Origin of the sequence: Pseudomonas sp. KCJK9000 (assembly GCF_046230725.1) — a bacterium.
Classification (GTDB): Bacteria; Pseudomonadota; Gammaproteobacteria; order Pseudomonadales; family Pseudomonadaceae; genus Aquipseudomonas; species Aquipseudomonas promysalinigenes.
Map to the genome: position 1 here is coordinate 95,820 of NZ_JBJJLN010000002.1, position 25,530 is coordinate 121,349.

21 protein-coding genes are annotated in these 25,530 nt (G+C 61.3%); 7 read left to right on the forward strand and 14 right to left on the reverse strand.

Translation table 11 applies throughout. The features are described 5' to 3' along the window. Positions 1-174: 174 nt before the first annotated feature. Genes ACK59H_RS01710 through ttgA form a run of 3 tightly spaced genes read right to left on the reverse strand, consistent with a single transcriptional unit; the run spans position 175 to position 5,936 of the window. Positions 175-1,629, reverse strand: a complete 1,455-nt coding sequence (locus ACK59H_RS01710; protein ID WP_060478057.1) for an AdeC/AdeK/OprM family multidrug efflux complex outer membrane factor — start codon at positions 1,627-1,629, stop codon at positions 175-177. Then, positions 1,626-4,778, reverse strand: coding sequence for a multidrug efflux RND transporter permease subunit TtgB (gene ttgB / locus ACK59H_RS01715; RefSeq protein ID WP_060478056.1), 3,153 nt, complete (start codon positions 4,776-4,778; stop codon positions 1,626-1,628). Before ttgB ends, ACK59H_RS01710 begins: the two co-directional genes overlap by 4 nt. A 3-nt stretch (positions 4,779-4,781) precedes the next feature. Next, positions 4,782-5,936, reverse strand: a complete 1,155-nt coding sequence (gene ttgA, locus ACK59H_RS01720) for a toluene efflux RND transporter periplasmic adaptor subunit TtgA (protein ID WP_060478055.1) — start codon at positions 5,934-5,936, stop codon at positions 4,782-4,784. A 253-nt stretch (positions 5,937-6,189) separates the two neighbouring features. On the opposite strand from ttgA, the gene ACK59H_RS01725 reads away from it, so the two are divergent. Further along, entirely contained in the window at positions 6,190-6,822 is a 633-nt protein-coding gene (locus ACK59H_RS01725) for a TetR family transcriptional regulator (RefSeq protein ID WP_060478054.1), read from the forward strand. A 66-nt stretch (positions 6,823-6,888) separates the two neighbouring features. Here the strand turns inward: ACK59H_RS01725 and ACK59H_RS01730 are convergent, their stop codons facing one another. After that, entirely contained in the window at positions 6,889-8,340 is a 1,452-nt protein-coding gene (locus ACK59H_RS01730; protein ID WP_060478053.1) for an MDR family MFS transporter, read from the reverse strand. A gap of 353 nt (positions 8,341-8,693) precedes the next feature. Here ACK59H_RS01730 and ACK59H_RS01735 point away from each other — a divergent pair, with 353 nt between their 5' ends. After that, on the forward strand, positions 8,694-9,563 hold the full coding sequence (locus ACK59H_RS01735; protein ID WP_060478052.1) for an oxaloacetate decarboxylase: 870 nt from the start codon (positions 8,694-8,696) through the stop codon (positions 9,561-9,563). Positions 9,564-9,582: 19 nt separating this feature from the next. On the opposite strand, the gene ACK59H_RS01740 is transcribed toward ACK59H_RS01735, so the two are convergent. Then, a complete protein-coding gene (locus ACK59H_RS01740; RefSeq protein WP_186477538.1) occupies positions 9,583-9,756 on the reverse strand; it encodes a hypothetical protein in 174 nt (57 codons plus the stop codon). A gap of 46 nt (positions 9,757-9,802) precedes the next feature. Next, a complete protein-coding gene (locus ACK59H_RS01745; RefSeq protein WP_409264192.1) occupies positions 9,803-10,711 on the reverse strand; it encodes a LysR family transcriptional regulator in 909 nt (302 codons plus the stop codon). 103 nt (positions 10,712-10,814) lie between these two features. Between ACK59H_RS01745 and ACK59H_RS01750 the strand changes: the two genes are divergently transcribed. Next, complete coding sequence (locus ACK59H_RS01750) at positions 10,815-11,690, forward strand: MBL fold metallo-hydrolase (RefSeq protein WP_060478050.1); 876 nt, start codon at positions 10,815-10,817, stop codon at positions 11,688-11,690. Between the two features lie 79 nt (positions 11,691-11,769). Here ACK59H_RS01750 and ACK59H_RS01755 read toward each other — a convergent pair whose 3' ends face one another. Beyond that, positions 11,770-12,645, reverse strand: a complete 876-nt coding sequence (locus tag ACK59H_RS01755) for a LysR substrate-binding domain-containing protein (RefSeq protein ID WP_060478049.1) — start codon at positions 12,643-12,645, stop codon at positions 11,770-11,772. Positions 12,646-12,756: 111 nt separating this feature from the next. Here ACK59H_RS01755 and ACK59H_RS01760 point away from each other — a divergent pair, with 111 nt between their 5' ends. Then, on the forward strand, positions 12,757-14,394 hold the full coding sequence (locus ACK59H_RS01760; protein WP_060478048.1) for a 5-guanidino-2-oxopentanoate decarboxylase: 1,638 nt from the start codon (positions 12,757-12,759) through the stop codon (positions 14,392-14,394). 2 nt (positions 14,395-14,396) lie between these two features. On the opposite strand, the gene ACK59H_RS01765 is transcribed toward ACK59H_RS01760, so the two are convergent. Then, positions 14,397-15,317, reverse strand: a complete 921-nt coding sequence (locus ACK59H_RS01765) for an AraC family transcriptional regulator (protein WP_060478047.1) — start codon at positions 15,315-15,317, stop codon at positions 14,397-14,399. 201 nt (positions 15,318-15,518) lie between these two features. Here ACK59H_RS01765 and ACK59H_RS01770 point away from each other — a divergent pair, with 201 nt between their 5' ends. Both ACK59H_RS01770 and ACK59H_RS01775 read left to right on the forward strand, forming a co-directional pair. Then, positions 15,519-15,812 (forward strand): antibiotic biosynthesis monooxygenase family protein, encoded by a 294-nt coding sequence (locus ACK59H_RS01770; protein WP_060478046.1) that lies wholly within the window; start codon positions 15,519-15,521, stop codon positions 15,810-15,812. 12 nt (positions 15,813-15,824) lie between these two features. After that, a complete protein-coding gene (locus ACK59H_RS01775; protein WP_060478045.1) occupies positions 15,825-16,091 on the forward strand; it encodes a hypothetical protein in 267 nt (88 codons plus the stop codon). On the opposite strand, the gene ACK59H_RS01780 is transcribed toward ACK59H_RS01775, so the two are convergent. Together ACK59H_RS01780 and ACK59H_RS01785 are read right to left on the reverse strand one after the other, a co-directional pair. Beyond that, the gene (locus ACK59H_RS01780) at positions 16,092-16,697 is read right to left on the reverse strand and encodes a flavin reductase family protein (RefSeq protein ID WP_060478044.1); all 606 of its coding nucleotides are present in this window, start codon (positions 16,695-16,697) and stop codon (positions 16,092-16,094) included. It abuts the gene before it with no gap. Between the two features lie 102 nt (positions 16,698-16,799). After that, positions 16,800-17,123, reverse strand: coding sequence for a hypothetical protein (locus tag ACK59H_RS01785; RefSeq protein ID WP_409264193.1), 324 nt, complete (start codon positions 17,121-17,123; stop codon positions 16,800-16,802). A 353-nt stretch (positions 17,124-17,476) separates the two neighbouring features. Between ACK59H_RS01785 and ACK59H_RS01790 the strand changes: the two genes are divergently transcribed. After that, entirely contained in the window at positions 17,477-18,229 is a 753-nt protein-coding gene (locus ACK59H_RS01790; protein WP_060479695.1) for a hypothetical protein, read from the forward strand. 149 nt (positions 18,230-18,378) lie between these two features. On the opposite strand, the gene ACK59H_RS01795 is transcribed toward ACK59H_RS01790, so the two are convergent. From ACK59H_RS01795 to bglX, 4 genes are all read right to left on the reverse strand, one after another. Further along, positions 18,379-19,698, reverse strand: coding sequence for an MFS transporter (locus ACK59H_RS01795; protein ID WP_060479694.1), 1,320 nt, complete (start codon positions 19,696-19,698; stop codon positions 18,379-18,381). Between the two features lie 220 nt (positions 19,699-19,918). Beyond that, on the reverse strand, positions 19,919-21,247 hold the full coding sequence (locus ACK59H_RS01800; protein ID WP_060479693.1) for a sigma-54 dependent transcriptional regulator: 1,329 nt from the start codon (positions 21,245-21,247) through the stop codon (positions 19,919-19,921). After that, the gene (locus ACK59H_RS01805) at positions 21,241-22,998 is read right to left on the reverse strand and encodes an ATP-binding protein (RefSeq protein WP_060479692.1); all 1,758 of its coding nucleotides are present in this window, start codon (positions 22,996-22,998) and stop codon (positions 21,241-21,243) included. The genes ACK59H_RS01800 and ACK59H_RS01805 overlap by 7 nt, the downstream gene beginning before the upstream one ends. 102 nt (positions 22,999-23,100) lie before the next feature. Continuing rightward, a complete protein-coding gene (gene bglX / locus ACK59H_RS01810) occupies positions 23,101-25,392 on the reverse strand; it encodes a beta-glucosidase BglX (RefSeq protein ID WP_409264194.1) in 2,292 nt (763 codons plus the stop codon). Between the last annotated feature and the right edge of the window lie 138 nt (positions 25,393-25,530).

Genomic DNA, 25,530 nt, shown 5'->3' on the forward strand with positions numbered 1-25,530 from the left:
GTCTTCTTGATGAACGGATACAGCATTGCGTGGAGAATGTTGCGGGGCACTGTGGGGGTGAGGCAATTCGCCGCAAACGGTTTAGGGCGATAATCGAACGCTATGTTCCAGCTGGTTAATTTCACCCAATAAAAAGCCCAGCACGAGGCTGGGCTAGGGTGGGCTGCCAGAAAATCAGCCTTTGGGGGTAGTCGCCGAAGCCTGTTGGTTGGCTTGACCGGTTCGCTCGTACCAACCACCGCCGAGGGCTTTGTACAGGTTGACCTCGCTGGTCAGCTGCGCAAGACGATCGGTGATCAACGCCTGCTGGGCGCTGAACAGGTTGCGCTGGGCGTCGAGGAAGGTCAGGTTGCTGTCGATACCGATACGGTAACGGCGCTCGGCAAGGCGGTAGTAGTCCTGGTTGGCCTGGACCAGATCGCGCTGAGCCTGTAACTGCTCTTCGAAGGTCTTGCGTGCCGCCAGGCCGTCGGACACTTCCTGGAAGGCAGTCTGAACGGTCTTTTCGTACTTGGCGACGTTGATGTCCTTCTGGATCTTCGAGTAGTCCAGGCTCGCTTTGAGACTGCCTGCGTTGAAGATCGGCAGGTTGATCTGCGGCTGGAACAGCCAAGTGCCCTGGCCGCCGGAGAACAGGTGGCCCAGGTCAGGGCTGAGGCTGCCGGCATTGGCGGTCAGGCTGATGCTGGGGAAGAATGCAGCACGGGCTGCACCAATGTTGGCATTGGCGGCCTTGAGCAAATGCTCGGCTTCCTGGATGTCCGGGCGACGCTGGAGCAGTTCTGACGGCAGGCCCGCCGGGACTTCTGCCAATTGATCGGCATCGAGTTTCAGCGGCTGTGGCAGGTTGGCCGGAATGCTGGTTCCCAGCAGTACCGCAAGGCTGTTGGTGTCCTGAGCGATCAGGCGCTGATACTGCGAATACTTGACTCGGGCCCCTTCGACGGCGGTACGTGCCTGGCTCAGGTCGAGCGCCGACGCCACGCCGACCTCGTTGCTGCGGCGAGTCAGGTTGTAGCTTTCCTCGTAGGTTTTCAGCGTCTCCTGGGTCAGCTTGAACAGGGCCTGGTCGGCCTGCCAGGTGTAGTACGCATTGGCAACGCTGGCCACCAGGGCGATCTGCGTTGAGCGACGTGCCTGTTCACTGGACAGGTAGGTTTCCAGAGCTTGCTCGGTCAGGCTGCGTACGCGGCCGAACAGGTCAAGCTCGTAGGCGCTGACACCGAGGGTGGCCGAGTACTGGCTGGTGATGTTCGACTCGCCAGTGGTCGACATGTTGGCCGGCACACGCTGGCGGGTACCACTGGCATTGGCCGACACCGCCGGGAACAAGTCAGCGCGCTGGATGCGGTACTGGGCTCGGTAAGCGTCGATGTTCAAGGCCGCCACACGCAGGTCGCGGTTGTTTTCCAGGGAGGTCTGGATCAACTGCTGCAAGGCCGGGTCATTGAAGAATTGACGCCAGCCTTGTTCTGCAGCGGCGACGTCGGCCGACTCGGCCGGCGAATACGCCGGGCCTTGCGGCCACTGCGCAGGCACCGGGGACTCAGGGGTCTGGTAGTCAGGGATCAGCGAGCAGCCGCCGAGAATGAAAGCGGTTACCGCCAGGGACAATAAAGACTTGGTCATTGCCCAGCCTCATAACGTGGAGTTTCAGGGGTGACGTCTTTTTCCGGCTCTTTGCTGCCGAACAGTGACGACACTGTGACGAAGAATAGCGGTACCCAGAAGATGGCCAGGAGGGTCGCACTGATCATGCCGCCGATCACACCGGTACCGATGGCATGCTGGCTGCCGGCGCCTGCGCCGCTGGCGATGGTCAACGGTACCACGCCAAGGATGAACGCCAGCGAGGTCATGATGATCGGGCGCAGACGCATGCGGCATGCTTCGATAGCCGCGTCGTACAGGCTGCGACCCTGCTCGTGCAGTTCTTTGGCGAATTCCACGATCAGGATCGCGTTCTTCGCCGCAAGGCCGATGGTGGTCAGCAGGCCGACCAGGAAGTACACATCGTTGGAGAGGCCGCGCAGGCTGGTAGCGATCAGCGCACCGATGATACCCAGTGGGACCACCAGCACGACGGCGATCGGAATGGACCAGCTTTCATACAGCGCTGCCAGGCAGAGGAACACGAACAGTACTGAAAGGGCGAACAGCGCCGGCATCTGCGAGCCGGAGAGTTTTTCCTCGTAGGACATGCCGGTCCAGGAGTAGCCGACACCTGCTGGCAATTCACCGGCGATGCGTTCGACCTCGGCCATGGCTTCACCGGTGCTGTAACCCGGCGCCGGGGCACCGAGAATCTCCATCGCCTCGACGCCGTTGTAACGCGACAGTTTTGGCGAACCGTAGGTCCACTCGCCCTTGGCAAAGGAGGAGAACGGCACCATCTCGCCTGCGCCATTGCGCACGTACCACTTCTGCAAGTCTTCCGGGCTCATCCGCGAGTTGGCTTCACCCTGGATGTACACCTTCTTGACCCGGCCACGGTCGATGAAGTCGTTGACGTAACTGGCACCCAGGGCAATCGACAGGGTGTTGTTGATATCGGAGATGGTCACGCCCAAGGCGCTGGCACGTTCGTCATCGATGATCAGCTGATACTGCGGCTCATCGTTCAAGCCGTTAGGCCGCACGCCACTCAGGACCTTGCTTTGCGAAGCTTTTGCCAGGAACTGGTTACGCGCTTCCATCAGCTTGGCATGCCCGACACCACCACGGTCCTGAAGGAAAACGTCGAAGCCTGTCGCGTTACCCAGCTCCAGAACGGCAGGCGGGGCGAAGGCGAATACCATTGCATCACGGAAGGTGAAGAAGTGCTGCTGGGCGCGTTGGGCCAAGGCGAACACGCTGTTCTCCTGGGAACGTTCGCCCCAGGGCTTGAGCATGATGAAGGCCATGCCCGAGCTCTGCCCACGGCCGGCGAAGTTGAAACCGTTGACGGTAAATACCGAGGACACGGTGTCGGATTCGTCCTTGAGCAGGTATTCGCGCATCTGGTCGACCACCGCCTGAGTGCGTTCGGCACTGGAGCCTGCGGGTGTTTGCACCTGGGCAAACAGCACGCCCTGGTCTTCCTCTGGCAGGAACGCGGTAGGGATGCGCGAGAACAGCCAGATCATACCGACCACAATCAACGCGTAGGCCAGCAGGAACGGCACCTTGTTGCGCAGGATACCGCCCACGCTGCGTTCGTAGCCGTTGACGCTGCGGTCGAAGTTGCGGTTGAACCAGCCGAAGAAACCGCCTTTGGCCGTGTGGTGCTCACCCTTTTTCAGCGGCTTGAGCATGGTGGCGCAAAGGGCTGGTGTGAAGATCAACGCCACCAGCACCGAAAGGCCCATGGCCGAGACGATGGTGATGGAGAACTGCCGGTAGATGACGCCAGTAGAGCCACCGAAGAACGCCATGGGCAGCAGTACCGCCGACAGCACCAAGGCGATACCCACCAGGGCGCCCTGGATCTGCTGCATCGAACGCTTAGTTGCTTCCTTGGGCGGCAAGCCTTCCTCGGACATCACCCGCTCGACGTTCTCCACCACGACGATGGCGTCGTCCACCAACAAGCCGATGGCCAGAACCATGGCGAACATGGTCAGGGTGTTGATACTGAAGCCCGCTGCGGCAAGGATGCCGAAGGTGCCCAGCAATACCACCGGGACCGTCATGGTGGTGATGATGGTGGCGCGGAAATTCTGCAGGAACAGGTACATCACCAAGAACACCAGGACCACAGCTTCGATCAGGGTGTGAATCACGCCGCTGATCGATTCGGTGACCACTGGGGTGGTGTCATAGGGGAATACGGCCTTCACCCCAGGCGGGAAGAACGGCTCCAGATCGGCGATGGTCTGGCGCAGGGCTTTGGCGGTGTCCAGCGCGTTGGCACCGGTTGCCAGCTTGACCGCCAGGCCCGAGGCAGGCTTGCCGTTGAACTGCGCACTGACGGCGTAGTTTTCGCCACCCAGGCCAACCTGGGCGACATCACCCAGGCGTACCTGGGAACCATCGCTGTTGACCTTGAGCAGAATCTTCTCGAACTGCTCGGCAGTCTGCAGGCGGGTCTTGCCGATGATCGTCGCGTTAAGCTGGGTACCTGGCACGGCCGGCAGGCCGCCGAGCTGGCCGGAGGATACTTGCACGTTCTGTGCGGCCACTGCGGTTTTGACATCCACCGGGGTGAGCTGGAACTTGTTCAGCTTGGCCGGATCGAGCCAGATCCGCATGGCGTATTGCGCGCCGAACACCTGGAAGTCGCCCACGCCGGCAGTCCGCGAAATCGGGTCCTGCATGTTGGAGACGATGTAGTTGGCCAGGTCGTCCTTGGTCATGCTGCCATCTTCGGACACCAGGCCAATCACCATCAGGAAGTTCTTGACCGCCTTGGTGACCCGAATGCCTTGCTGCTGCACTTCCTGCGGCAGCAGTGGGGTGGCCAGGTTCAGCTTGTTCTGTACCTGCACCTGGGCGGTATCGGCGTTGGTGCCCTGCTCGAAGGTCGCGGTGATGGTCATGCTGCCGTCGGAGTTACTTTCCGACGATACATATCGCAGGTTGTCGATGCCGTTGAGCTGCTGTTCGATGACCTGCACCACGGTGTCCTGCACCGTCTGCGCCGAGGCGCCCGGGTAGGTCACGGCGATGGCGATGGCCGGCGGTGCGATGCTTGGGTACTGATTGATCGGCAGCTTCAGGATTGACAGGGCGCCGACCAGCATGATCACCAAGGCGATCACCCAGGCGAAGATCGGGCGATCGATAAAGAACTTCGACATGGTTTACTCCGCTTTGGCGTCTGCTTTCGCCGCGTTGGCCTGATCAGGGCTTTGCGGCTTCTTGACGTTGGTGGCATCGCTGACCTTGACCTCGACGCCTGGGCGTACATATTGCAGGCCTTCGGTAATCAGGCGGTCGCCGGGATTCAAGCCTTCCTCGATCAGCCAGTCGCTACCCAACGTACGGCTAGCCTTGAGCTGGCGCAGTTCCACCTTGTTTTCCTGGTTGACAACCAGTGCGGTCGGCGCGCCTTTGAGGTCACGCGTTACGCCCTGTTGTGGGGCCAGGATGGCATTGGCGTTGACCCCGGCCTTGAGCCGTGCGTGCACGAACATACCTGGCAGCAGAGTGTGATCAGGGTTGGGGAACAGCGCACGCAGGGTCACCGAGCCGGTGGTCTCATCGACTGCGACTTCAGAGAACTCCAAGCGGCCTTCCTGCTTGTAGAGGCTGCCGTCTTCAAGCACCAACTGCACCGAGGCGGCGTTGTTGCCGGCCTTTTGTAGCTGGCCGCTTTCCAGGTCGCGGCGCAGCTTGAGCAGCTCGGCGGTGGACTGGGTGACGTCCACGTAGATCGGGTCCAGCTGCTGGATGGTGGCCATGGCGTTGGTCTGGCCATTGTTCACCAGTGCGCCTTCGGTGACCGAGGACCGGCCGATCCGGCCGCTGATCGGGGCGAGGACCTTGGTGTAGCGCAGGTCGATCTGGGCACTTTTCAGCGACGCTTCGGCCTGCAATCGTTTGGCATTGGCATCGTCGAACTCTTGTTTCGACACCGCCTGCTCGCTCACCAGTTGCTTATAGCGTTCGGCCAGCGATTTGGTCGCTTGCAGATTGGCCTGAGCGTTGGCCAGGGTGGCTTCGTACACGGCAGGGTCGATCTGATAAAGCTGTTGGCCTTCTTTGACGTCGCTGCCTTCTTTGAACAGGCGCTTGAGGATGATGCCGTTGACCTGTGGGCGCACTTCGGCGATGCGGAAGGCGCTGGTGCGGCCTGGCAGTTCCGAGGTCAGGGTGAAGGGTTGCGGTTGAATGGTTACTACGCCGACCTGAGGAGCCTGCGCTGCAGGCGCGGCTTCTTCTTTCTTGCAGCCACTTAGCAGGGTTGCCAGGGCGACGGCGGAAACCAGAGCGGTAACGGCTGGCTTGAATTGCATGAGGATCCTCGGGTCGCTAGAGCAGGGAGACGCTCAAGAGTAATGGAAGAGTCTTGTCAGAAAAAAACTATCCGGTGGATAAATAGCTTACTAACGAATATACTTACATTCACGGTTGTTTGTAAATACTGCTGGTAGTACTTAGCTACTACCGTAGCCCTTGATTAGTTCATCCGTGAGGCACCCTGCAGAGGTGCCCTCGGCGGTTTACCCGTCTGCCAGTGCAGCCGGCCCCAGATGAGGTTGCACTGCCATGGTCCGTCGAACCAAAGAAGAAGCCCAGGAAACCCGCGCCCAGATCATCGAAGCCGCGGAGAAGGCTTTCTACAAGCGCGGAATCGCGCGAACCACCCTGGCCGACATCGCCGAGCTGGCGGGTGTGACCCGAGGGGCGATCTACTGGCATTTCAACAACAAGGCGGAGCTTGTGCAGGCGCTGCTCGACAGCCTGCACGAAACCCATGACCACCTGGCGCGGGCCAGTGAAAGCGAAGACGAACTGGACCCGCTTGGCTGCATGCGCAAGCTGCTGTTGCAAGTACTCACCGAACTGGTGCTGGACGCCCGTACCCGACGTATCAATGAGATCCTGCATCACAAATGCGAGTTCACCGACCAAATGTGTGAAATTCGCCAGCAGCGCCAAGGTGCGGTGCTGGATTGCCACGTAGGCATCAAGCTGGCCTTCGCCAACGCCGTGCGTCGTGGCCAGTTGCCCAGCGATCTGGATATCGAGCGCGCGGCCGTTGCCTTGTTCGCCTATATCGATGGGCTGATCGGGCGCTGGCTCCTGCTGCCGGACAGTTTCGATCTGTTGCGCGATGCGGAAAAATGGGTCGACACCGGGCTGGATATGCTGCGCTTGAGCCCGGCGCTGCGCAAATGACACTTTGTTAAGGATTGTGAGGAAGTGTTTCCCGACTGTATTAACGGGGGATTAACCCACGCACCTTCAGCGCCCACGCAACTGCCGATCAGGCAGGGCCAGTGCCGCCAGCAACCCCAGCAGCGCGATGCCCGCACTGCCCAGCAACACATGGCGGAACGTTGCCAGCAGCCTCATTTGCGTATCAGGGTCCGCCTGCCCGGCCTTGAGGCTGCCTAGCAGCGGGTTACCCAGCAACTCGAAGCCATCATGATGCAGCAGCGTCAGCAGCAGGCTGGACATGCACGCCACGCCCATGGCGCCTCCCAACGAACGGAATAGGTTGGTGGTGCTGGTGGCAACCCCGATATCCCTGCTGTCCACGGCGCTCTGTGTACCCACCAGCGACGTCGGGAACTGCAGGCCACAGGCGATGCCAGTCAGCAGCATGAACAGACCGCCGAGCATGGCCGATTGTGGTGGGGTGATGGCCATTGCGCAGATCGCCATGGGCATCAACAGTGCGCCTGCCAGAATTTGCGGTTTGAAGCGGCCGGTACGGCTGGTCATGCGACCACCGGTAAACGCGCCTATGGGCAGCCCCATTGCCAATGGCAACAGATGCAAGGCGGCGCTATCGGCACCGGCGCCGGTGATGCCCTGAAAGCGCAGCGGCATCAACATGGTCAACGAAATCGAATGAAAACTGGCGCAGAAGATCACCGCCCAGCACAGCACCGCCACCCGGTTACCGAACAGGCCCATTGGCAGTAACGGTTCCGGGCAGCGGCGCTCGTGGCCAATGAACAACGCCAGGCCGAATACTGCGCAGGCGAACAAGGCCAGCACCGAGGGCGCGGTCCAGGGTTGGCCCTGGCCGACCAGGGTGATGCCCAGCAGCAGGCTGCCCAGGCCAATAATCAATAGCGCGGCGCCTAGATAGTCGACCCGAGCTTGGCGATGCTGCACCGGCATGCCAGCCAGGGCGCGATGGATCGCCCAAAGCGCCACCAGGCCCAGCGGCAGATTGATCCAGAACACCCAGCGCCAGGACAGGTATTCGGTCAGCCAGCCGCCGAGCACTGGTCCAGCTACGCTGGCCACGGCGTACATGCTGCTGAAGTAGCCTTGGTAGCGCCCACGCTCACGCGGCGGCACGAAATCACCAATGATCGCCTGGCTCACCGACACCATGCCGCCGGCGCCTATGCCCTGCAGCACGCGCGCCATGACCAGTTGCGGCATGTTCTGGGCCAGGGCGCAGCCTATCGAGGCCAGGGTGAACAGGCTGATACCGGTGAGGATCATGCGCCGACGGCCATAGAGGTCGCCAAGCTTGCCGTAGATGGGCACGGCAATGGTCATCGCCACCATGTAGCCGGAGATGACCCAGGCCAACAAGCCGAAGTCGTCGAATTGAGCTGATATGGCCGGCATCGAGACCGCGACGATGGTCTGGTCCAGGGCGCCGAGGAAAATCGCCAGCATCAAGGCAGTCAGCACGTTGCGCAGAACGGTCGGGGGCAGGGCGGCGGTCACGGGGGCACCTTGTGTTGTAGAGCAGCGCGAATAGCCGGATTGTAACCTGAGTTAGGTAGCTTCCTATGTACTATCTGCATCGCCTATGCAAGATCGGCATTGGCGCATTCATCCAGCGCTGCATGGCCGCGTGATATCGTTGGTATGCCACAGAGGCTATAACCCGCGGCCCGCACCAGGTTGGTGCAGCAATTTGCCGCAGTGTTCGCAAGCCGCTGTCTCCACACCTTTTATTCCTCTGCCTGCATGTCGAGCATAACCGCCCAGATGGCGACGGTTGGAACAGGGCAGGTAGACCCGATTCAGGGGTCGGTAGCAACCGTTCAATTTCTACAGATATAAGCGGAGTGATCATGCCCAAGGCTTCCCACCAAGATCTGCGTTTTGCCTTCCGCGAGCTGCTCGCTTCAGGTTCCTGCTACCACACCGCTTCGGTGTTCGACCCGATGTCGGCACGTATCGCTGCCGACCTGGGTTTCGAAGTCGGCATCCTCGGTGGTTCGGTGGCCTCTTTGCAGGTGCTGGCCGCACCTGACTTTGCCTTGATTACCTTGAGTGAGTTCGTCGAGCAGGCCACGCGCATTGGCCGAGTGGCGCAGTTGCCGGTGCTCGCCGATGCCGACCACGGTTATGGCAATGCGCTCAATGTGATGCGCACGGTGGTAGAGCTCGAGCGCGCTGGCGTGGCTGCGCTGACCATTGAAGACACCCTCTTGCCCGCCCAGTTCGGGCGTAAGTCCACCGACCTGATTTCGGTTGAAGAAGGCGTGGGCAAGATTCGCGCGGCACTGGAGGCGCGTGTCGACTCGTCGCTGTCGATCATCGCCCGCACCAATGCAGGCGTGCTCAGCACCGAGGAAATCATTGTCCGCACTCAGAGCTACCAGAAGGCGGGTGCCGATGGCATCTGCATGGTCGGGGTGAAGGATTTCGAGCACCTGGAGCAGATTGCCGAGCACCTTAGCGTGCCGTTGATGCTGGTGACTTACGCCAACCCCAACCTGCGTGACGATGAACGCCTTGCGCGCCTGGGGGTGCGGATCGTGGTAGATGGCCATGCCGCCTACTTCGCAGCGATCAAGGCGACCTACGACTGCCTGCGCCTGCAGCGCGGTCAACAGAACAAGTCCGAAAACCTCAACGCTACCGAGCTTTCGCATACCTATACCCAGCCCGAGGACTACATCCGTTGGGCCAAGGAGTACATGAGCGTCGAGGAGTGATCGGCGTGGTGCCGCTCAGCTAACGCACGGCACTCAAGGTTGCGGTATGGGGCACGCAGTGCTCCTGCTCGCAACGGTGCGCTGCACTGGGCTGGCTGCGTAACAGCTCGGCGCGCCAACAGGCCGAACCGTACAACGCGGCGACAGCGATCAAGGCCATGGTCATGGCGACTCGTTTGGATTTGATGCCCATGTAACGCACCTCCTGTTTGGCGCGGCACTGACACCTTCAAGCATAGTCAATACAGATCGCTGTCCCATGGCGGTTCGTCCTTGAACCGGTGCGCCAGGAAATCCAGCATGCTGCGCAGCGTGGCAGGCATGTGCTTGCGGGAGGTGTAGACCGCATTCAGGTTCAACGCCTGTGGCTTAGCCTCGGGGATCAGGCGCAGCAATGCGCCGCTGCGCAGGGCATCGGCTGCCTGGTAGGTCGGCAGCATGGCGATGCCAGCGCCGGCCAGAGCCGCCCCCTGCAATGTCATGCTCTCGTTGGCGCTGATATTGCCTTGCACCGGGACGGCGACCTGTTGTCCTTCTACCTCGAAATGCCAAAGGCTGTGGCCGAAATAGGCGTGGGTCAGGCAATTATGCTGGCTCAGTTGCTCGACCCGCAGCGGCGTGCCGTGCTCACGCAGGTAGGCTGGTGCTGCGCAGATGACCGAGCGGCACAGGGTCAAGCGCCTGGCGATCAAGTTCGGATCCAGGTCATTGCTGGTGCGGATCGCCAGGTCAATGCGCTCATCCACCAGGTTGACCGTGCGATCGAGCATCTGCAGCTCGACCTTTACTGCAGGGTAGCGCCGCACGTAGTCAGCGATTGCCGGTGCCAGCTGGGCCTGGCCAAACGATGTACTGACGCTGATGCGCAGTGCGCCCCTGGGCGCATCGTTGGGTTGTTGCACGGCAGCTTGAAGGTCGCCGGCCAGCTCCAGCAACTGACGGCAGCGGGGCAGGGTCTGTTCACCGGCGGCCGTGAGGCTGAGCTTGCGTGTAGTGCGCTGCATCAAGCGTGCGCCTACCCAGTGCTCAAGCTCGGCCAGGTAGCGCGATACCACCGGTCGCGACAGCTGCAGGTGATCCGCTGCGGCGGACTGGCTACCCAAGTCGACGACGGTGACGAAAACGCGCATGGCGTTGAGACGGTCCATGATTTGCTCGATTTCAGAAACAAACTATGTTCGAGCATCGCATTTTTTGTGATGGATTGGGCAACTAAGCTGGCAGCCATCTTTCCTATCACAGGGCTTATCGATGTCGTTGCTTACACCTTTGCGTGGCCTTTTACTGGCATGTGTTGCCTTGGCCGGACCCGCGCTTGGCGCAATGCCTTTGCACCTGGATGTCTACAACCCAGGTGAACAGGCAATTTTTCCGGTCAGCTCGGTGATCGTTAGTGGAAATAAAGACGCCATCCTCATCGATGCCCAGTTCGGCAAGGCTCAGGCCGAGCAATTGGTGCAGCGCCTGCGTGCCAGCGGCAAGCGCCTGACCACTATCTATATCAGCCATGGCGACCCGGATTACTACTTCGGCCTGGATACCGTGACCCGAGCTTTCCCCAAAGCCAAGGTGTTGGCCTCGGCAGAAACGCTGGCTCACATCCGCCAGACCATGGATGCCAAACTTGCGTATTGGGGGCCGCTAATGGGTGCCGATAAACCGGCGCAGCTGGTGTTGCCCCAGGCACTCAAGGGCCAGCGCCTGATGCTCGAAGGCCGAGCGCTGGAGGTCGTGGGCCTGGACGGGCCGCAGCCTGAGCGCAGCTTTGTCTGGATTCCCTCGATCAAGGCAGTGGTTGGCGGTGTCGTGGTTTCGCAGAACATCCATGTGTGGATGGCTGACACCCAGACAGCCAAGTCCCATGCTGATTGGCTTGGTACGCTGGCCAGGATCCAGGCCTTGGCACCTCGTACGGTTGTGCCGGGGCACTACCTGGGCCAGAGCAACCACTCCCTCGACGCAGTGCGTTTTACGGCCGATTACATTCGTGCCTTCGATGCCGAAACCAGCGAAGCGACAAACAGTGGCGCACTCATCCAAGCGATGAAGCAACGCTACCCCAAGCTTGCCGATGAAAGTTCGCTGGAACTCAGCGCCAAGGTCGCCAAAGGTGAAATGAAGTGGTGATTGCGCGCCGCTCAGGCGCGTGCCGATGGGCAGGGGCGCAGTGACCCAGGCCAGCCAAGGTTGTTAATCCGCCTGCCGCTCATGGGCTGGCCTGCTGCTCCAGCCAGTCCATGAGTTCTACCAGCCCCGGCGGCAGGCTCTTGGCCTGGCTCGCCAGGTAATACCCTTTGCCGGTACGCACCTTGAGCGCGAACGGCATGCACAGCCTGCCGCTACGCAAGTCATCGCCGATCAGCGCCCAGTCGCCGATGGCCACACCTGTGCCTTGCGAGGCCATGGCCATCGCCATGTCCAGCGTTTCAAAATGCTGCTTGCGCCCCGGGGTGTCCAAGTCCACCCCCGCAGCCTGAAGCCATAGCCGCCAGTCATGTTCATCTCGGGAGGGGTGCAGCAACATGTGCTGCGCCAAGTCCCGGACCTCTCGCAGCGCAACTGGCCCCTCCAGCAGCGAAGGCGCGCAGACAGGCGTCAGTTGTTCGTCGAACAGCTTGCGCACTCGCAGCCCATGGTTGGGTGCATCGCCATAGACCACAGCCGCATCGAAGCCCTCACGGCGAAAGTCCACCCCATGCTGCACTGTGGTGGTCAGCTCCACTGGCACATCAGGCCTCAGCGCCTGCCACTCCATCAGCCGTGGCAGCAGCCAGCGCATCACGCAGGTTGGGGCCTTGAGCTGCAAGGTGGCATTGCGCCCGCCAACCTCGCGCACGCCCTGTTCGATCAGGCCAAAGACCTGTTGTACCCGAGGCAACCAATCCTGGCCCTCGCGGGTCAGGCTCAGGCCGCGGGCCTGGCGCTGAAACAAGGCATAACCCAGATGCTCTTCGAGCCCGGCAATCTGACGGCTGACGGCGCCCTGGGTGATGTGCAGCTGCTGTGCAGCGCGGGTGAAATTGCAATGCTGCGCCGTGACCAGAAAGGTGTAAAGCGCTGGCAGGGGAGGTAGGCGTTTCATCGCGCTGAGCCATGTGTTCAGGACATGGCTAGTATGTGTTTTTTTGCCTTGTGGCGGTAGCCATGGGTTAGGTCCAATGGCGCATATTCCAACACTATTCTGGGTGACCCCATGGCAACCTGCGGCGAAGTACTGGTCAAATTCCTTGAAGGCTATGGCGTGGACCATGTCTTTGGCATTCCTGGTGTACATACCGTCGAGCTGTACCGTGGTTTGGCAGGTTCGTCGATCCGCCACATCACCCCGCGCCACGAGCAAGGCGCTGGGTTCATGGCTGACGGCTATGCCCGAACCCGCGGCAAGCCTGGCGTTTGCTTCATCATCACCGGCCCTGGCATGACCAACATCACCACTGCCATGGGCCAGGCCTATGCCGACTCCATTCCCATGCTGGTGATCTCCAGTGTGCAATCGCGTGACCAATTGGGCGGTGGCCGCGGCAAACTGCACGAGCTGCCCAATCAGGCAGCGTTGGTGTCGGGCGTTGCGGCGTTTTCCCAGACGCTGATGAGCGCCGCTGACCTGCCTCAGGTGCTGGCGCGTGCCTTTGCTGTGTTCGACAGTGCACGCCCGCGCCCGGTGCATATCGAGATCCCCCTGGATGTGCTGGTCGAGCCGGCGGACCATTTGCTGCCCGCCCGTGCCATACGCAGCGCCCGCGCAGGCGCAGCCCCTGGCCCTGTGGCGGCCATGGCCCAGCGCCTGGCCAACGCCCGCCGGCCACTCATCCTGGCCGGTGGGGGTGCGCTGGCGGCGGGCGCGCCGTTGGCGCAGTTGGCGGAGCACCTGCAGGCGCCTGTCGCCCTGACCATCAATGCCAAAGGGTTGCTGCCGGCCAGCCATCCACTGCAGATTGGTTCGACCCAGTCACTGGTTGCTACCCGTGAGCTGGTGGAGGAGGCCGATGTGGTATTGGCGATCGGCACCGAACTTGCCGAGACCGACTACGACGTGACCTTCAAGGGCGGCTTCAAGATTCCAGGCAGCCTGCTGCGAATCGACATCGACCCCGACCAGACCGTGCGCAACTACCTACCGGAACTGGCCTTGGTCGCCGATGCCCAGTTGGCTGCCCAAGCGTTGTTAGAGGCCCTGCGGTTGCTACCAGCGCCACCCTGTGATGACGGTTGGGGCGCCGCCCGTGCCCTGCGTTTGCGCAAGGCCTTGGCGGCTGGCTGGGATCAGCCGACCTTGAGCCAGACCCGCTTGCTGACGAGCATTTTGCAGCGCCTGCCAAACGCGATCCTGGTAGGGGATTCGACCCAGCCGGTGTACACCGGCAACCTGACCCTGGACATGCAGGCACCACGCCGTTGGTTCAATGCATCGACCGGTTACGGCACGTTGGGCTATGCGTTGCCTGCTGCAATGGGCGCTTGGCTCGGCAGCGCCGAACAGCCCAACGAGCGTGCGCCTGCGGTCTGCCTGATCGGCGACGGCGGCATGCAGTTCACCTTGCCGGAACTGGCCAGCGCCGTAGAGGCCAAGGTGCCGCTGATCGTATTGCTGTGGAATAACCAAGGTTACGAGGAGATCAAAAAGTACATGGTCAACCGCTCGATCGAACCGGTGGGCGTGGATATTCACACCCCCGACTTCATCGGGGTGGCACGTGCATTGGGCGCCGACGCCGAGCAGGTTGACGATGTCATGCACCTGCAGGCTGCACTGGGCAGGGCAGTGCAGCGCCAAGGCCCGACGCTGATCCAGGTCGATCAGAACGCCTGGCACGCCGCAGTCACGGGCTGAACTCAGCTGGCGCTGGCGCGCAGCCTGGCCACGTCGCGGATCGGTGGAGCGCCGTAGAGACGGCTGTATTCGCGGCTGAACTGCGACGGGCTTTCATAGCCTACCCGATACGCGGCAACCGCCGCTTCCAGGCCGTCGTTGAGCATCAGCCGCCGCGCCTCCTGCAACCGCAGTTGCTTCTGGTACTGCAACGGGCTCATGGAGGTGACGGCCTTGAAGCGGTGATGCAAGGTCGAGATGCTCAGATGCACCTCGCGCGCCAGTTGCTCGATGCGTAGCGGCTGCTGGTAGTTCTGGTTAAGCCAGGTGATGGCCTGGCACACCCGATGGGTCTGGCTATTGGCCAAAGCGATTTCGTACAGGCGATAGCCCTGCGGCCCGCGCAGCAGGCGGTAGAGGATCTCGCGCCTAATCAGCGGCGCCAGCATGTCGATATCCCGCGGAGTGTCGAGCAGGCGCACCAGGCGCAGCAGCGCGTCGAGCAATTGCGGGTCGGTTCGCTCGACATACAGACCACGGCCTGAGGGCAGATTGGGCACCAGCATCGGCCCGCTTTCAGCGATCAGCTGGCTGATTTCGGCAGGGTCCAAGTCCATACGAATGCCAAGGCTCGGGTTTTCCGGGCTGGCGTCGAGCTTCACGCCGCTCAATGGCAGGGTTACCGATACCACCATGTAATGCAGCGGGTCGTAGGCATACTGTTCATCGCCCAGGAACAAGCTTTTGCTGCCCTGGGCCAGGATGCACAAGGCCGGTTGGGCCAGGGTCGGCACCGAGCGCACGTTTTCGGTATAGCGCACCAGGTACAGCTCGTCGATGGCTGAGGCGGGGCCATGGGGAGCTGTGGCGTGCTTGCTTATCAGCTGGGCCAGCTCCTGGCGCTGCACTTCCAGGGTTGGATCGATGGACGGGGCGGTGGTCATGATGGCTTTCCTCTGCTGACCGACGCAGCATAGGTTTGGGCAATGGCCGACGCTAGTCGGATGCTGCACGTCGATTGCCTGATCCTGCCGCGCAGCAGGATCAGGCAATCGCTGAGCAGTAATGGCCTAACGCGTCGCGCGTGCCAGCACCTAACCTTGGCAGCCTGGTTTTCCGTCCGCCTGCTTCAAGGAGATCGTGCTATGACCCAGCGCCAACCGGTCACTCACCTGGCTTTCATTCGTGCCTGCAGCGGCCGTTCCGCCGAACTTGGCGCACGCCTGCGCGACCTGCTCGAACCGTCCTTGCAGACCCCGGGCTGCCTTAGCTTTACCGTGCAGCGTTCCCAGGCCGACGCCGACCTGTGGCTGCTTAGCGGTAGCTGGCAGGACCAACAGGCAATGACGGGCTACTTCGCCTCGCCCACCTTGAATGTGTTCGGTGAACTGGTTCAAGCGCAGGTAGTCAGCAGCCTGGACTTGCATACCTTCGATTGAAAGGCGGTTAGAATGCTGCCCCTCAATCAACAGGCGCAGGGCAACATGGCACGCAGAGAATTCCCCCATTTCGAAGCAGTTTCGGCGATGGTTCCGGTTGAGGGCGGCGGCTATAACGCTGCTATCGCGGTCAAGGCCCTGGGTATGGGCGGCGCTGCGCGCTTTCACAAGGTATTGGGCGATGAAGTCTTCAAAAGCGCTATGGCGGCTGACGAAGCCGCCTGCGCCGAGCTTGCACGCCTGCAGGGCGTGAGCGAGGAAGGCGAACTGATCTGGTGATCAGGCCTGTGGGCGAGCCATCTTGAACAGGTTGCCCAGCTCGAAATAATCCGCTGGGCCACCGCCACGCAGGATCGGTTCGGCCGCGGCGGTGTCGTAGATACCGTCCTTGAGCAAGTGCTCGGCAATGTGTACCGCCACCACCTCACCCAGGATCAACCAGCTCGGCACCAGTTGCTGGTCGGCGCGTGTGAGCTGGACGATCTGGGTCACCTTGCACTCGAAAGCCACCGGCGTTTCGCCCACGCGCGGCACTTTGACGATACTCGACGGCACTGCCGTCAGGCCGCTCAGTTCGAACTCGTTGACGTCGGCAGGCACAGCCGCGCAGCTTTGATTCATTTGCTCGGCCAATGGGCGGGTCGCCAGGTTCCAGACGAATTCGCCAGTCTGCTCGATGTTGTTCAGGCTGTCTTTGCGCCCGACGCTGCAGAAACCGATGATCGGGGGGATGTAGTTGAAGGCGTTGAAGAAGCTGTAGGGCGCAAGATTCAACTGGCCATCTTGGCTCTGCGAAGAGATCCAGCCGATGGGGCGCGGACCAACGATGGCATTGAAGGGGTCGTGAGGCAGGCCGTGGCCTTTGGCGGGTTCGTAGTAGTACATCTTGCCGACATCCTGGGGAAGGGTGGCCTAGTGTGCCAAGCATTTGCTCCCCTGAAAATGATCAAGCCCGGCCGAAGCCGGGCTGGTAGCACGCAGCAGCGCTCAGCTGATGCGGTGGCCATTGGTGCGGTCGAAGCCATCTTCGGCAAAGCGCTGCGCGTTGGTGTGATCGAAACCATCTTCGGCAAAGCGTTGTGCGTTGGTGTGATCGAAACCGTCTTCGGCGAAGCGTTGTGCGTTGGTGTGATCGAAACCATCTTCGGCGAAGCGCTGCGCGTTGGTGTGATCGAAACCATCTTCGGCGTAGCTGGCAGATTGAGTCACTGCTGCAAAGGTGTGTGCACTGGTACGGTCGAACCCATCTTCAGCGAATGCGCCAGCAGCGAAAACCGAGAGGGCCAGGGTCAGGATCAGTTTGCTTTTCATGGTGGTGCTCCTTGGATGTTAGGGGATGTGGCTCGCTATGGATTTCATGCTACGCCTATTAATATGATAAAAAAGCGTAAAAATTGGCGCTTAAAGATCGAATTAGTAGATTGTTTAAAGCGTGCGCTTAGCGTCATTAGCTTCGGCGTGTGGGTAGGAGCGAATGACGTCAATCCATGGGAAACGCGGTGCTTCCCCGCCTTTCCAAAGATGAGGCCGCGGCATTAATCGAGGGTTAAAAAGGCTAGATCTGTTTTTGTAACAACATGTGAACGAGTTTTTCATCAATTGCCGACCGATTTTTCAGGCGCTGCTCAGCACCATCGCCGCACCTGAATGTGGAGCGACGAACGATGAACAAACTTGCGCCAATCACGCTGGCCTTCTGGGTGATGAAGATCTGCGCCACAACGCTTGGCGAAACAGCTGGCGATCTGCTGTCGATGACCCTTGACGTCGGTTACGCGGTCAGCTCGATGCTGCTGATAAGCGTGTTCCTGGTGACCCTGTTCGGCCAGTTGTATACGCGCCGCTACCATCCGATGCTTTATTGGCTGGTGATCCTGTCCACCAGTACAGCCGGCACCACCCTGTCCGACTTCATGGACCGCACGTTGGGCCTGGGGTACGCATCGGGCTCGGCAATCCTGATCGGCATCTTGCTCCTGACCTTCTTGATTTGGCGCCTGAGTGGCAACCCGCTAGACGTTACCCGTATCAAAAACCGCACCGGTGAAGTTTTTTACTGGGTGGCCATTCTGTTCTCAAACACTTTGGGCACCGCGTTGGGCGACTACTTGGCGGACGACTCTGGGCTGGGCTTTGCCGGTGGTGCATTGCTGATCGGCAGCGCCATCGCCTTGGTGGTGGTAGCTCGTTACTGGACGCGCCTCCCTGGTGTGCTCCTGTTCTGGGTGGCCTTCGTGTTGACCCGTCCATTCGGAGCCACCTTGGGCGACTTCTTGACCAAACCTCATGACAAGGGCGGGCTGGACTTTGGCACCATTGGTTCTTCCGCCGTGCTGGGCGGCGTGCTGGTTGTGCTAGTGCTGATGGAGTCCTGGTACCAGAAGCGTGAGCCGCGTCAGGCATTGGAAGCGTCCTGAGTGCTTGGCTGAATGCTGTTATCAATCACGCTCAAGCGCCGCCGACGCGTTCGATAGCAAGAGCGCACGGATCGACAGCTCCGCATCTGGCAACCACAAAAAAGGGGCGTCCGTTTCACGGAGCGCCCCTTTTTCAATCGCATTTCCCGTCAGTCGGTGGTAATCCGCGAATGCTGCTTGGTGTCTTTCATGGTGGCGTACACCAACAGCGAGCAAGCGATGCACGCTGTGACGTACCAATAGAAGCCGCTCTCCATGCCTACGCTCTTGAACCACAGGGCCACGTACTCAGCGGTACCGCCGAAGATCGAGACGGTCAGCGCATACGGCAGGCCAACGCCCAGGGCGCGGATTTCAGTCGGGAACAGCTCGGCTTTGACCACTGCGTTGATCGAGGTATAGCCGCTGACGATGATCAGCGCCGCCATGATCAGGAAGAACGCGCCCCACCAGGTCTGGATGGTGTGCAGGGTGCTGAGAATCGGCACGGTGAACAGGGTGCCAAGTACGCCGAAGGCGATCAGGATCGGGCGTCGGCCGATCTTGTCGGAAAGGCCGCCAATCACCGGCTGCAGGCACATGAACAGGAACAGTGTGGCTGCCGAGATGGTGGTCGAGTCACTGATGCTCATACCCACGGTATTGACCAGGTACTTCTGCATGTAGGTGGTGTAGGTGTAGAAGGCCAGTGTGCCGCCCATGGTCAGGCCGACCACGGTCAGCAGTTCCTTGGGGTGGCGCATGAGGGTGCGCATCAGGCTTTCTTTGGCCTTTTCCTTCTTGGTGAAGGAGGCGGTTTCTTCCATGCCTCGACGCAGGTACAGCGCGACCACCGCGCACAGCGCACCGATCACGAAAGGCACACGCCAGCCCCAGGCATACAATTGCTCAGTGGTCAGGGTCTGCTGCAGGATGATCAGTACCGCCAGAGCAATGAGCTGGCCGGAAATCAGCGTTACGTACTGGAAGCTGGAGAAGAAGCCACGGCGGTCCTTGCTGGCCATCTCGCTCAGGTAGGTGGCAGAGGTGCCGTACTCGCCGCCGACCGAAAGGCCCTGCATCAGGCGTGCGATAACCAGCAGGATCGGCGCGGCGACGCCGATGGTTTCATAGCCTGGGGTCAGGGCGATCACCAGGGAGCCGGCGCACATCAGCAGCACCGAAGCCATCAGCGCAGCCTTGCGGCCCTTGCGGTCTGCATACAGGCCCATCAACCAGCCACCGATTGGGCGCATCAGAAAGCCCACGGCGAAAATCGCGGCAGTATTGAGCAGTTGAGCGGTGGAGTCGCCAGCCGGGAAGAAGGCCTTGGCGAAGTACAGCGAGAATGCAGCGTAAACATACCAGTCGTACCATTCGACCATGTTGCCGATGGACCCACTGAAGATCGATTTGAGGCGGCTGGCGGTGGTTTTTTCAGCAGCGGGCGCGACGGCCGCCCCGGCTGGCAGGGAGGTGGCGTTATCCATCTGGGATACCTTCTCGTTGTTTTTGTGGAGCGCGCCGAAGCGCAGCTTGCCAAGACAATTGCAGAAGCTGTGCCAAACGGGTGCATGGCGATCCAAATGGGGGCGCGGAGCCGATGCAGGCTGGGTTTTAGGTGAGAAGTGCCGTGGGCCTTGGAGGGGCAAGCCTGTTTGAGTGAGCGGATTTCCGCTTATCGCCCTGCGCACATGAGCGAAAATCCGCTCATTGCACGAAGTCCTCACGAACAATTCCGTGACGCTGCATCTTTTCGTTCAGGGTGCGGCGCGGCAGTTGCAGCGTCTGCATCACTGCTTTGATTTCCCCTGCGTGCTGGCGCAGGGCTGCACGCAGGCACTGAGCTTCGAAAGCTTCCATCTGCTCCACCAGCGATGGGCCGGCAGGGGCGACTTCGATATTCGGCGAGCCCAGGCCCAGCGCGTGGCGCTCCGCTGCGTTGGCCAATTCCCGTACATTGCCTGGCCAATCGTGGCACAGCAGCTGCGAGAGTTGTGGACCGCTCAACGGCGGCGCCGCGCGGCCTAACCTGGCAGCGGCCGACTGTGCAAAATGCTCGAACAGCAGGGGTATGTCTTCACGCCGGTCGCGCAGCGGTGCCAAGCGCAACTCCGCGACATTCAGGCGATAGGCCAGGTCCTCGCGAAACCGTCCGGCCCGCGCCTCTTCGAGCAAGTCAGGTTTGGTGGCGGCGATGATGCGCAAGTCGACGCTGATGCTCTGGTTGGCCCCTAGCCGCTCCAGTTTCTGCTCCTGAATCACCCGCAGCAGCTTTGCCTGCTGGGCCAACGGCATGCTTTCGATTTCGTCGAGAAACACCGTGCCGCCGTTGGCGTACTCCAGTTTGCCGATGCGTTTGCCCTGCGCACCAGTGAATGCACCGCTTTCGTGGCCGAACAATTCGGCTTCGAACAGTGATTCGGGGATGGCTGCGCAGTTGAGTGCCACGAATGGTTTGTCGGCGCGCGGCCCGAAGTCGTGCAGGCAACGCGCTACCCGCTCCTTGCCGCTGCCGGTTTCACCGCGCAGCAGCACGTTGACTGGCAAGCTGGCCAGGTCCAAGACCTGCCTGCGTAGCTGCTGCAAACCTTGAGACATACCCAACAAGGTGGTTTCCAGCCGCGACTTGAGGTCGGCCTGTTCATGCAGGCGGCGGTTCTCCAGCACCAACTGACGCTTTTCCAGTGCCCGTCGCAGGCTCCCGAGCAAGTGCTGTGGGGTGAAGGGCTTTTCCAGGAAGTCATACGCACCACTGCGCATCGCCTCCACCGCCATCGGCACATCGCCGTGGCCGGTCAGCAGAATCACCGGCAGGTCCGGGTCATCCAGTTGCAGGCGCTCGAGCAGCTGCAGGCCACCCATGCCTGGCATGCGTACGTCGCTGATGACCACGCCGGCAAAGTGCGCAGGCAGTTGCGCCAGGCAGTCCTCGGCGCAAGCGAACAACTGCACGCTGAAGCCAGACAGGCTCAGCCACTGTTCGACCGCGGTGCGGATGCTGGCTTCATCATCCACGACGATCACCGAGTTCAACATACAGTCTCCAGGTCACGGGGCAGGGTCAGGCTCAGCCGGGCGCCGCCGGGCATGTTCTCTGCGTACAGCAGGCCTCCGGCCTCGACGACGATGCCATAGGAAATCGCCAGGCCCAGGCCCAAGCCTTCGCCCACCGGTTTGGTGGTGAAGAACGGATCGAAGACCTTCGCCAGGTCCGCTTGGGCAATACCACCGCCTGAATCCAACACGCTCAGGCGCCATTGATCGTGCAGGGGTTCGATGCGCACCTCAAGGCGTTTGTAGCGCTTGTCAGCCATGGCGTCGAGGGCGTTGTGCAGCAGGTTGATCAGCACCTGCTCAAGGCGGATCGCATCGCCGCGGACCCAGGCCGGACGTGCCAGGTACAGCGCTACGTCCACTTGCTCACTGCGCATGCGCGTGTCCAGCAGGTGCAGGGCCTGATCGACCACGGTTGCCAGGTCGAGGCGTTCGCGCAGGCCAACCGGGCTATTGCGGGCAAAGGTCTTCAGGTGGCCGGTCAATGCGGCCATGCGCGTGAGCATCTGCTCCAACGGCTCCAGGGCTTTGCGTGCATCGTCGTAGCGGCCATGGTCGAGCAGCAGGCGCAGGGTTTCCAGCTGCATGCGTTGCGTGGTCAGCGGTTGGTTGATCTCGTGGGCCATGGCCGCCGACATCTGCCCCAGTGCCGCCAGTTTGGCCGACTGCACCAGGCCTTCCTGAGCGGTACGCAGTTCGCGGGTGCGTTCTTCGACCTGCCGCTTGAGCGCCTCGCGGCTGCGCTGGCGCAGCCGGGCCAGGCGTAAACGCTGGCTGACGAACAGCGCGGCGAACACCAGGCTGAGCCACACGGCGGCGGCGCTCAGTGCGGCATTGCGGCCGGCAGCCTCGACCTGAGGTTTGCGCAGCAAGTGCAAGGTCCAGCCCTCACCGTCCAGCGGCAAGCTTTCCCAGAGGTATTCGACGCTACCTCCTGGGCCTTGCACGCGGCTCAAGTGGCTGTTGCTGGCGAACCGGGTCAGCTCTTGATGCGCAAGGGGCACCAGCGGCTGCTTGTCGTACTGACGGGTCTGGGCAAGCTCGGCACGATCGGCGCCGCTGAGCGGCTTGAGCTCTCGATAGCGCCAGCCATCCTGATTGGCGATGAAGGTGATGCCACGGGCGTCACTGACCAGCAGAATATCGCTACCTTGGCGCCATTCGCGTTCCAGTTCCGGGAACTCCAGCTTGACCACCATGGCGCCGAGAAAGCGCCCCTGCTCGTCGCTGACTGCGCTGGCCAGGAAGTAGCCAGGCACACCGCTGGTCACACCTACTGCATAGAAGCGGCCGCTACCATGGCTGCGGGTCTGTTGGAAATAGGGCCGAAAGCCGTAGTTGGAGCCGACGTAGCTGGTGGGCAGGCGCCAATTACTGGCGGCCACCGCCAGGCCGGTGCGGTCGAGCAGCTCTAGGGTCGAAGAGTTGGCTGCGCCGTTGATGCGCTCGAGTTTCAGGTTGAGCGCGTGCTGCATCTGCTCGCTGACCGGGCCGCGCAGGGCGTCGATCAGCTGCGGGTCCAGCGCCAGCACGGCGGGCAGGGCGCGGTAACGGTCGATCAGGGTGTGCAGGGCATTGGCATACAGCACCAGCTGCTGGCTGGCGCGGCGGGCGTCATCTTCCATGGCCTGGCGCTTGGCCTGGTGCATCGCCCAGCCGCCACTCAGGGCTGTACCTAGCACGATCAGCAGGGTAATCAGCCCCAAACGCAGGGCGCGAAAGGAAAAGGGCATGGGCGGGTCCAGGTAATGTTGATATCAGGCCCGGCCTCTACACGGCGGTTCATCGCTTGGATGAACTGGCTGCCATAGAGGTCGGAGCCGACGACGAACCTGTTACAGCAGCTCGAAGCTCTTCTGCTGCACGGCCTCTGAATCCAGCCCGATCTGGACATTGAACTCGCCAGGCTCGGCGACCCGCTGCAACTGGCCATTGTAGAACTTCAGATCATCTTCGCTGATGGGGAAGGTCAGGGTTCGCGACTCACCAGCCTTGAGCATCAGTTTCTGGAAGTTTTTCAGTTGCTTGACCGGGCGGCTCATCGATGCCGAGACATCCTGCAGGTACAGCTGCACGACGGTCTCGCCATCACGCTGGCCGGTATTTTTCACGGTGATCTTGGCTTGCAGCGTATCGCCTCGCTTGAGCTGGTTGCCAGACAGGGACAGGCCCGACAGCTCGAAACTGCTATAGCTCAAGCCGTAGCCGAATGGGTACAGCGGGCCGTTGGGCTCTTCGAAGTACTGCGATGTGAAGTTGCCTGGCTTGCCGGGAGTGAATGGCCGACCGATGCGCATGTGGTTGTAGTACATCGGAATTTGCCCTACCGAACGAGGGAAGGTGATGGCCAGCTTGCCCGATGGGTTGTAATCGCCAAACAGCACGTCGGCAATGGCGTTGCCACCTTCGGTGCCAGAGTACCAGGCTTCCAGGATGGCATCGGCCTGTTCACGCTCCCAGCCAATCGACAGGGGGCGGCCATTCATCAGCACCAATACCAGCGGCTTGCCTGTGGCCTTCAGAGCCTTTATCAGCTCGCGCTGGCTAGCCGGAATTTCCAGGCTCGTACGGCTTGACGACTCATGGGACATCCCACGCGACTCGCCAACCACAGCCACTACTACATCGGACTGCTGGGCAGCCTTGATCGCTTCGTCGATCATGACCCCCGCAGGCCGTGGGTCATCGACGATCTCCGGGGCATCGGCGTTGAGGAAATTCAGGTAGTCGACGATTGCCTTGTCGCCAATGATGTTGGCGCCTTTTGCGTATACCAGCTTGGCCTTGCCCTCCAGAGCACGCCGCAAGCCCTCGCGCACGGTGACAGAGTGCATCGGCTTGCCATCGGCGTACCAACTGCCGAGCATGTCATTCGGGGCATCTGCCAATGGGCCGACCAGAGCGACTGTACCGGTTTTTTTAAGCGGCAGAGTCTGGTTGCGGTTCTCCAGCAATACCAGGCTGCGCCGGGCCACGTCACGGGCAGCTGCGCGGTGCAGGCGGTCTTCGGTGTAATAGTCCTTGAGGTCGTTTTCGGCTTTGGCAATGCGCAGGTAAGGGTCTTTGAACAGGCCCATGTCATATTTGGCGCCGAGCACTTCGCGCACGGCCTGGTTCAGTTCGTGTTCTGTCACTTCGCCAGACTTCAGCAGCCCGGGCAGTTCTTTGCCATAAAGGGTGTCGTTCATGCTCATGTCGATGCCGGCCTTGATCGCCAGCTTGGCGGCTTCGCGACCATCTCGCGCCACACCGTGGCGGATCAGCTCCTGGATGGCGCCGTGGTCACTGATGGTCACACCTTTGAAGCCCCACTGCTTGCGCAGCAGATCGTTCATCAGCCAGGTGTTGGAAGTGGCCGGGACACCGTTGATCGAGTTAAGCGCCACCATCACCCCGCCAGCGCCCGCGTCAAGCGCGGCGCGGTAGGGTGGCAGGTAGTCGTTGTACATCTTGGGCAGGCTCATATCGACGGTGTTGTAGTCACGTCCGCCTTCCACAGCGCCATACAAGGCGAAATGCTTGACGATGGCCATGATGCTGTCAGGGTTGGCCGGGCTGCTGCCCTGGAACGAGCGCACCATGACCTGGCCAATCTTCGAGGTCAGGTAAGTGTCTTCGCCGAAGCCTTCGCTGGTGCGCCCCCAGCGCGGGTCGCGGGCGATGTCGACCATGGGGGCGAAGGTCATGTCCAGCGCATCGGCCGAAGCTTCGATGGCCGAAGTGCGGCCGACCTTGGCGATCGCGTCCATATCCCAGCTCGCCGCCAGGCCCAGGCTGATCGGGAAGATAGTGCGTTCGCCGTGGATGGTGTCGTAGGCGAAGAACATCGGAATCTTCAGGCGGCTGCGCATGGCAGCGTCCTGCATCGGCCGGTTCTCGGGGGCGGTACGCGAGTTGAAGGTGCCACCGATGCGCCCGGCTGCGATTTCTTCGCGGATCTTGTCGCGGGGCATTTCCGGGCCGATGCTGATCAGGCGCAACTGGCCGATCTTTTCGGCCTCGGTCATCTGGCTGATCAGATGGTCGATGAACGCCTGCTTGTCCTGCAGGGGAGGGGCGGTTGGAGCGGCAAGCGCCGCCTGGCTGGCAAGGGCCATGGCCAGGCCCAGCAAAGACAGTTTCATCATCGATTCCATAATCGAGGCCTTGGCCGTATCCGGAGCGGTACGCGCGTGGCCGAAGTTTTCAGGCGGCTATTGTTGTACGATTCGCCGGTAATTCATCCAGCGGCGGATTATGCCTGAAAGTATCGGTCGCGGATGAAC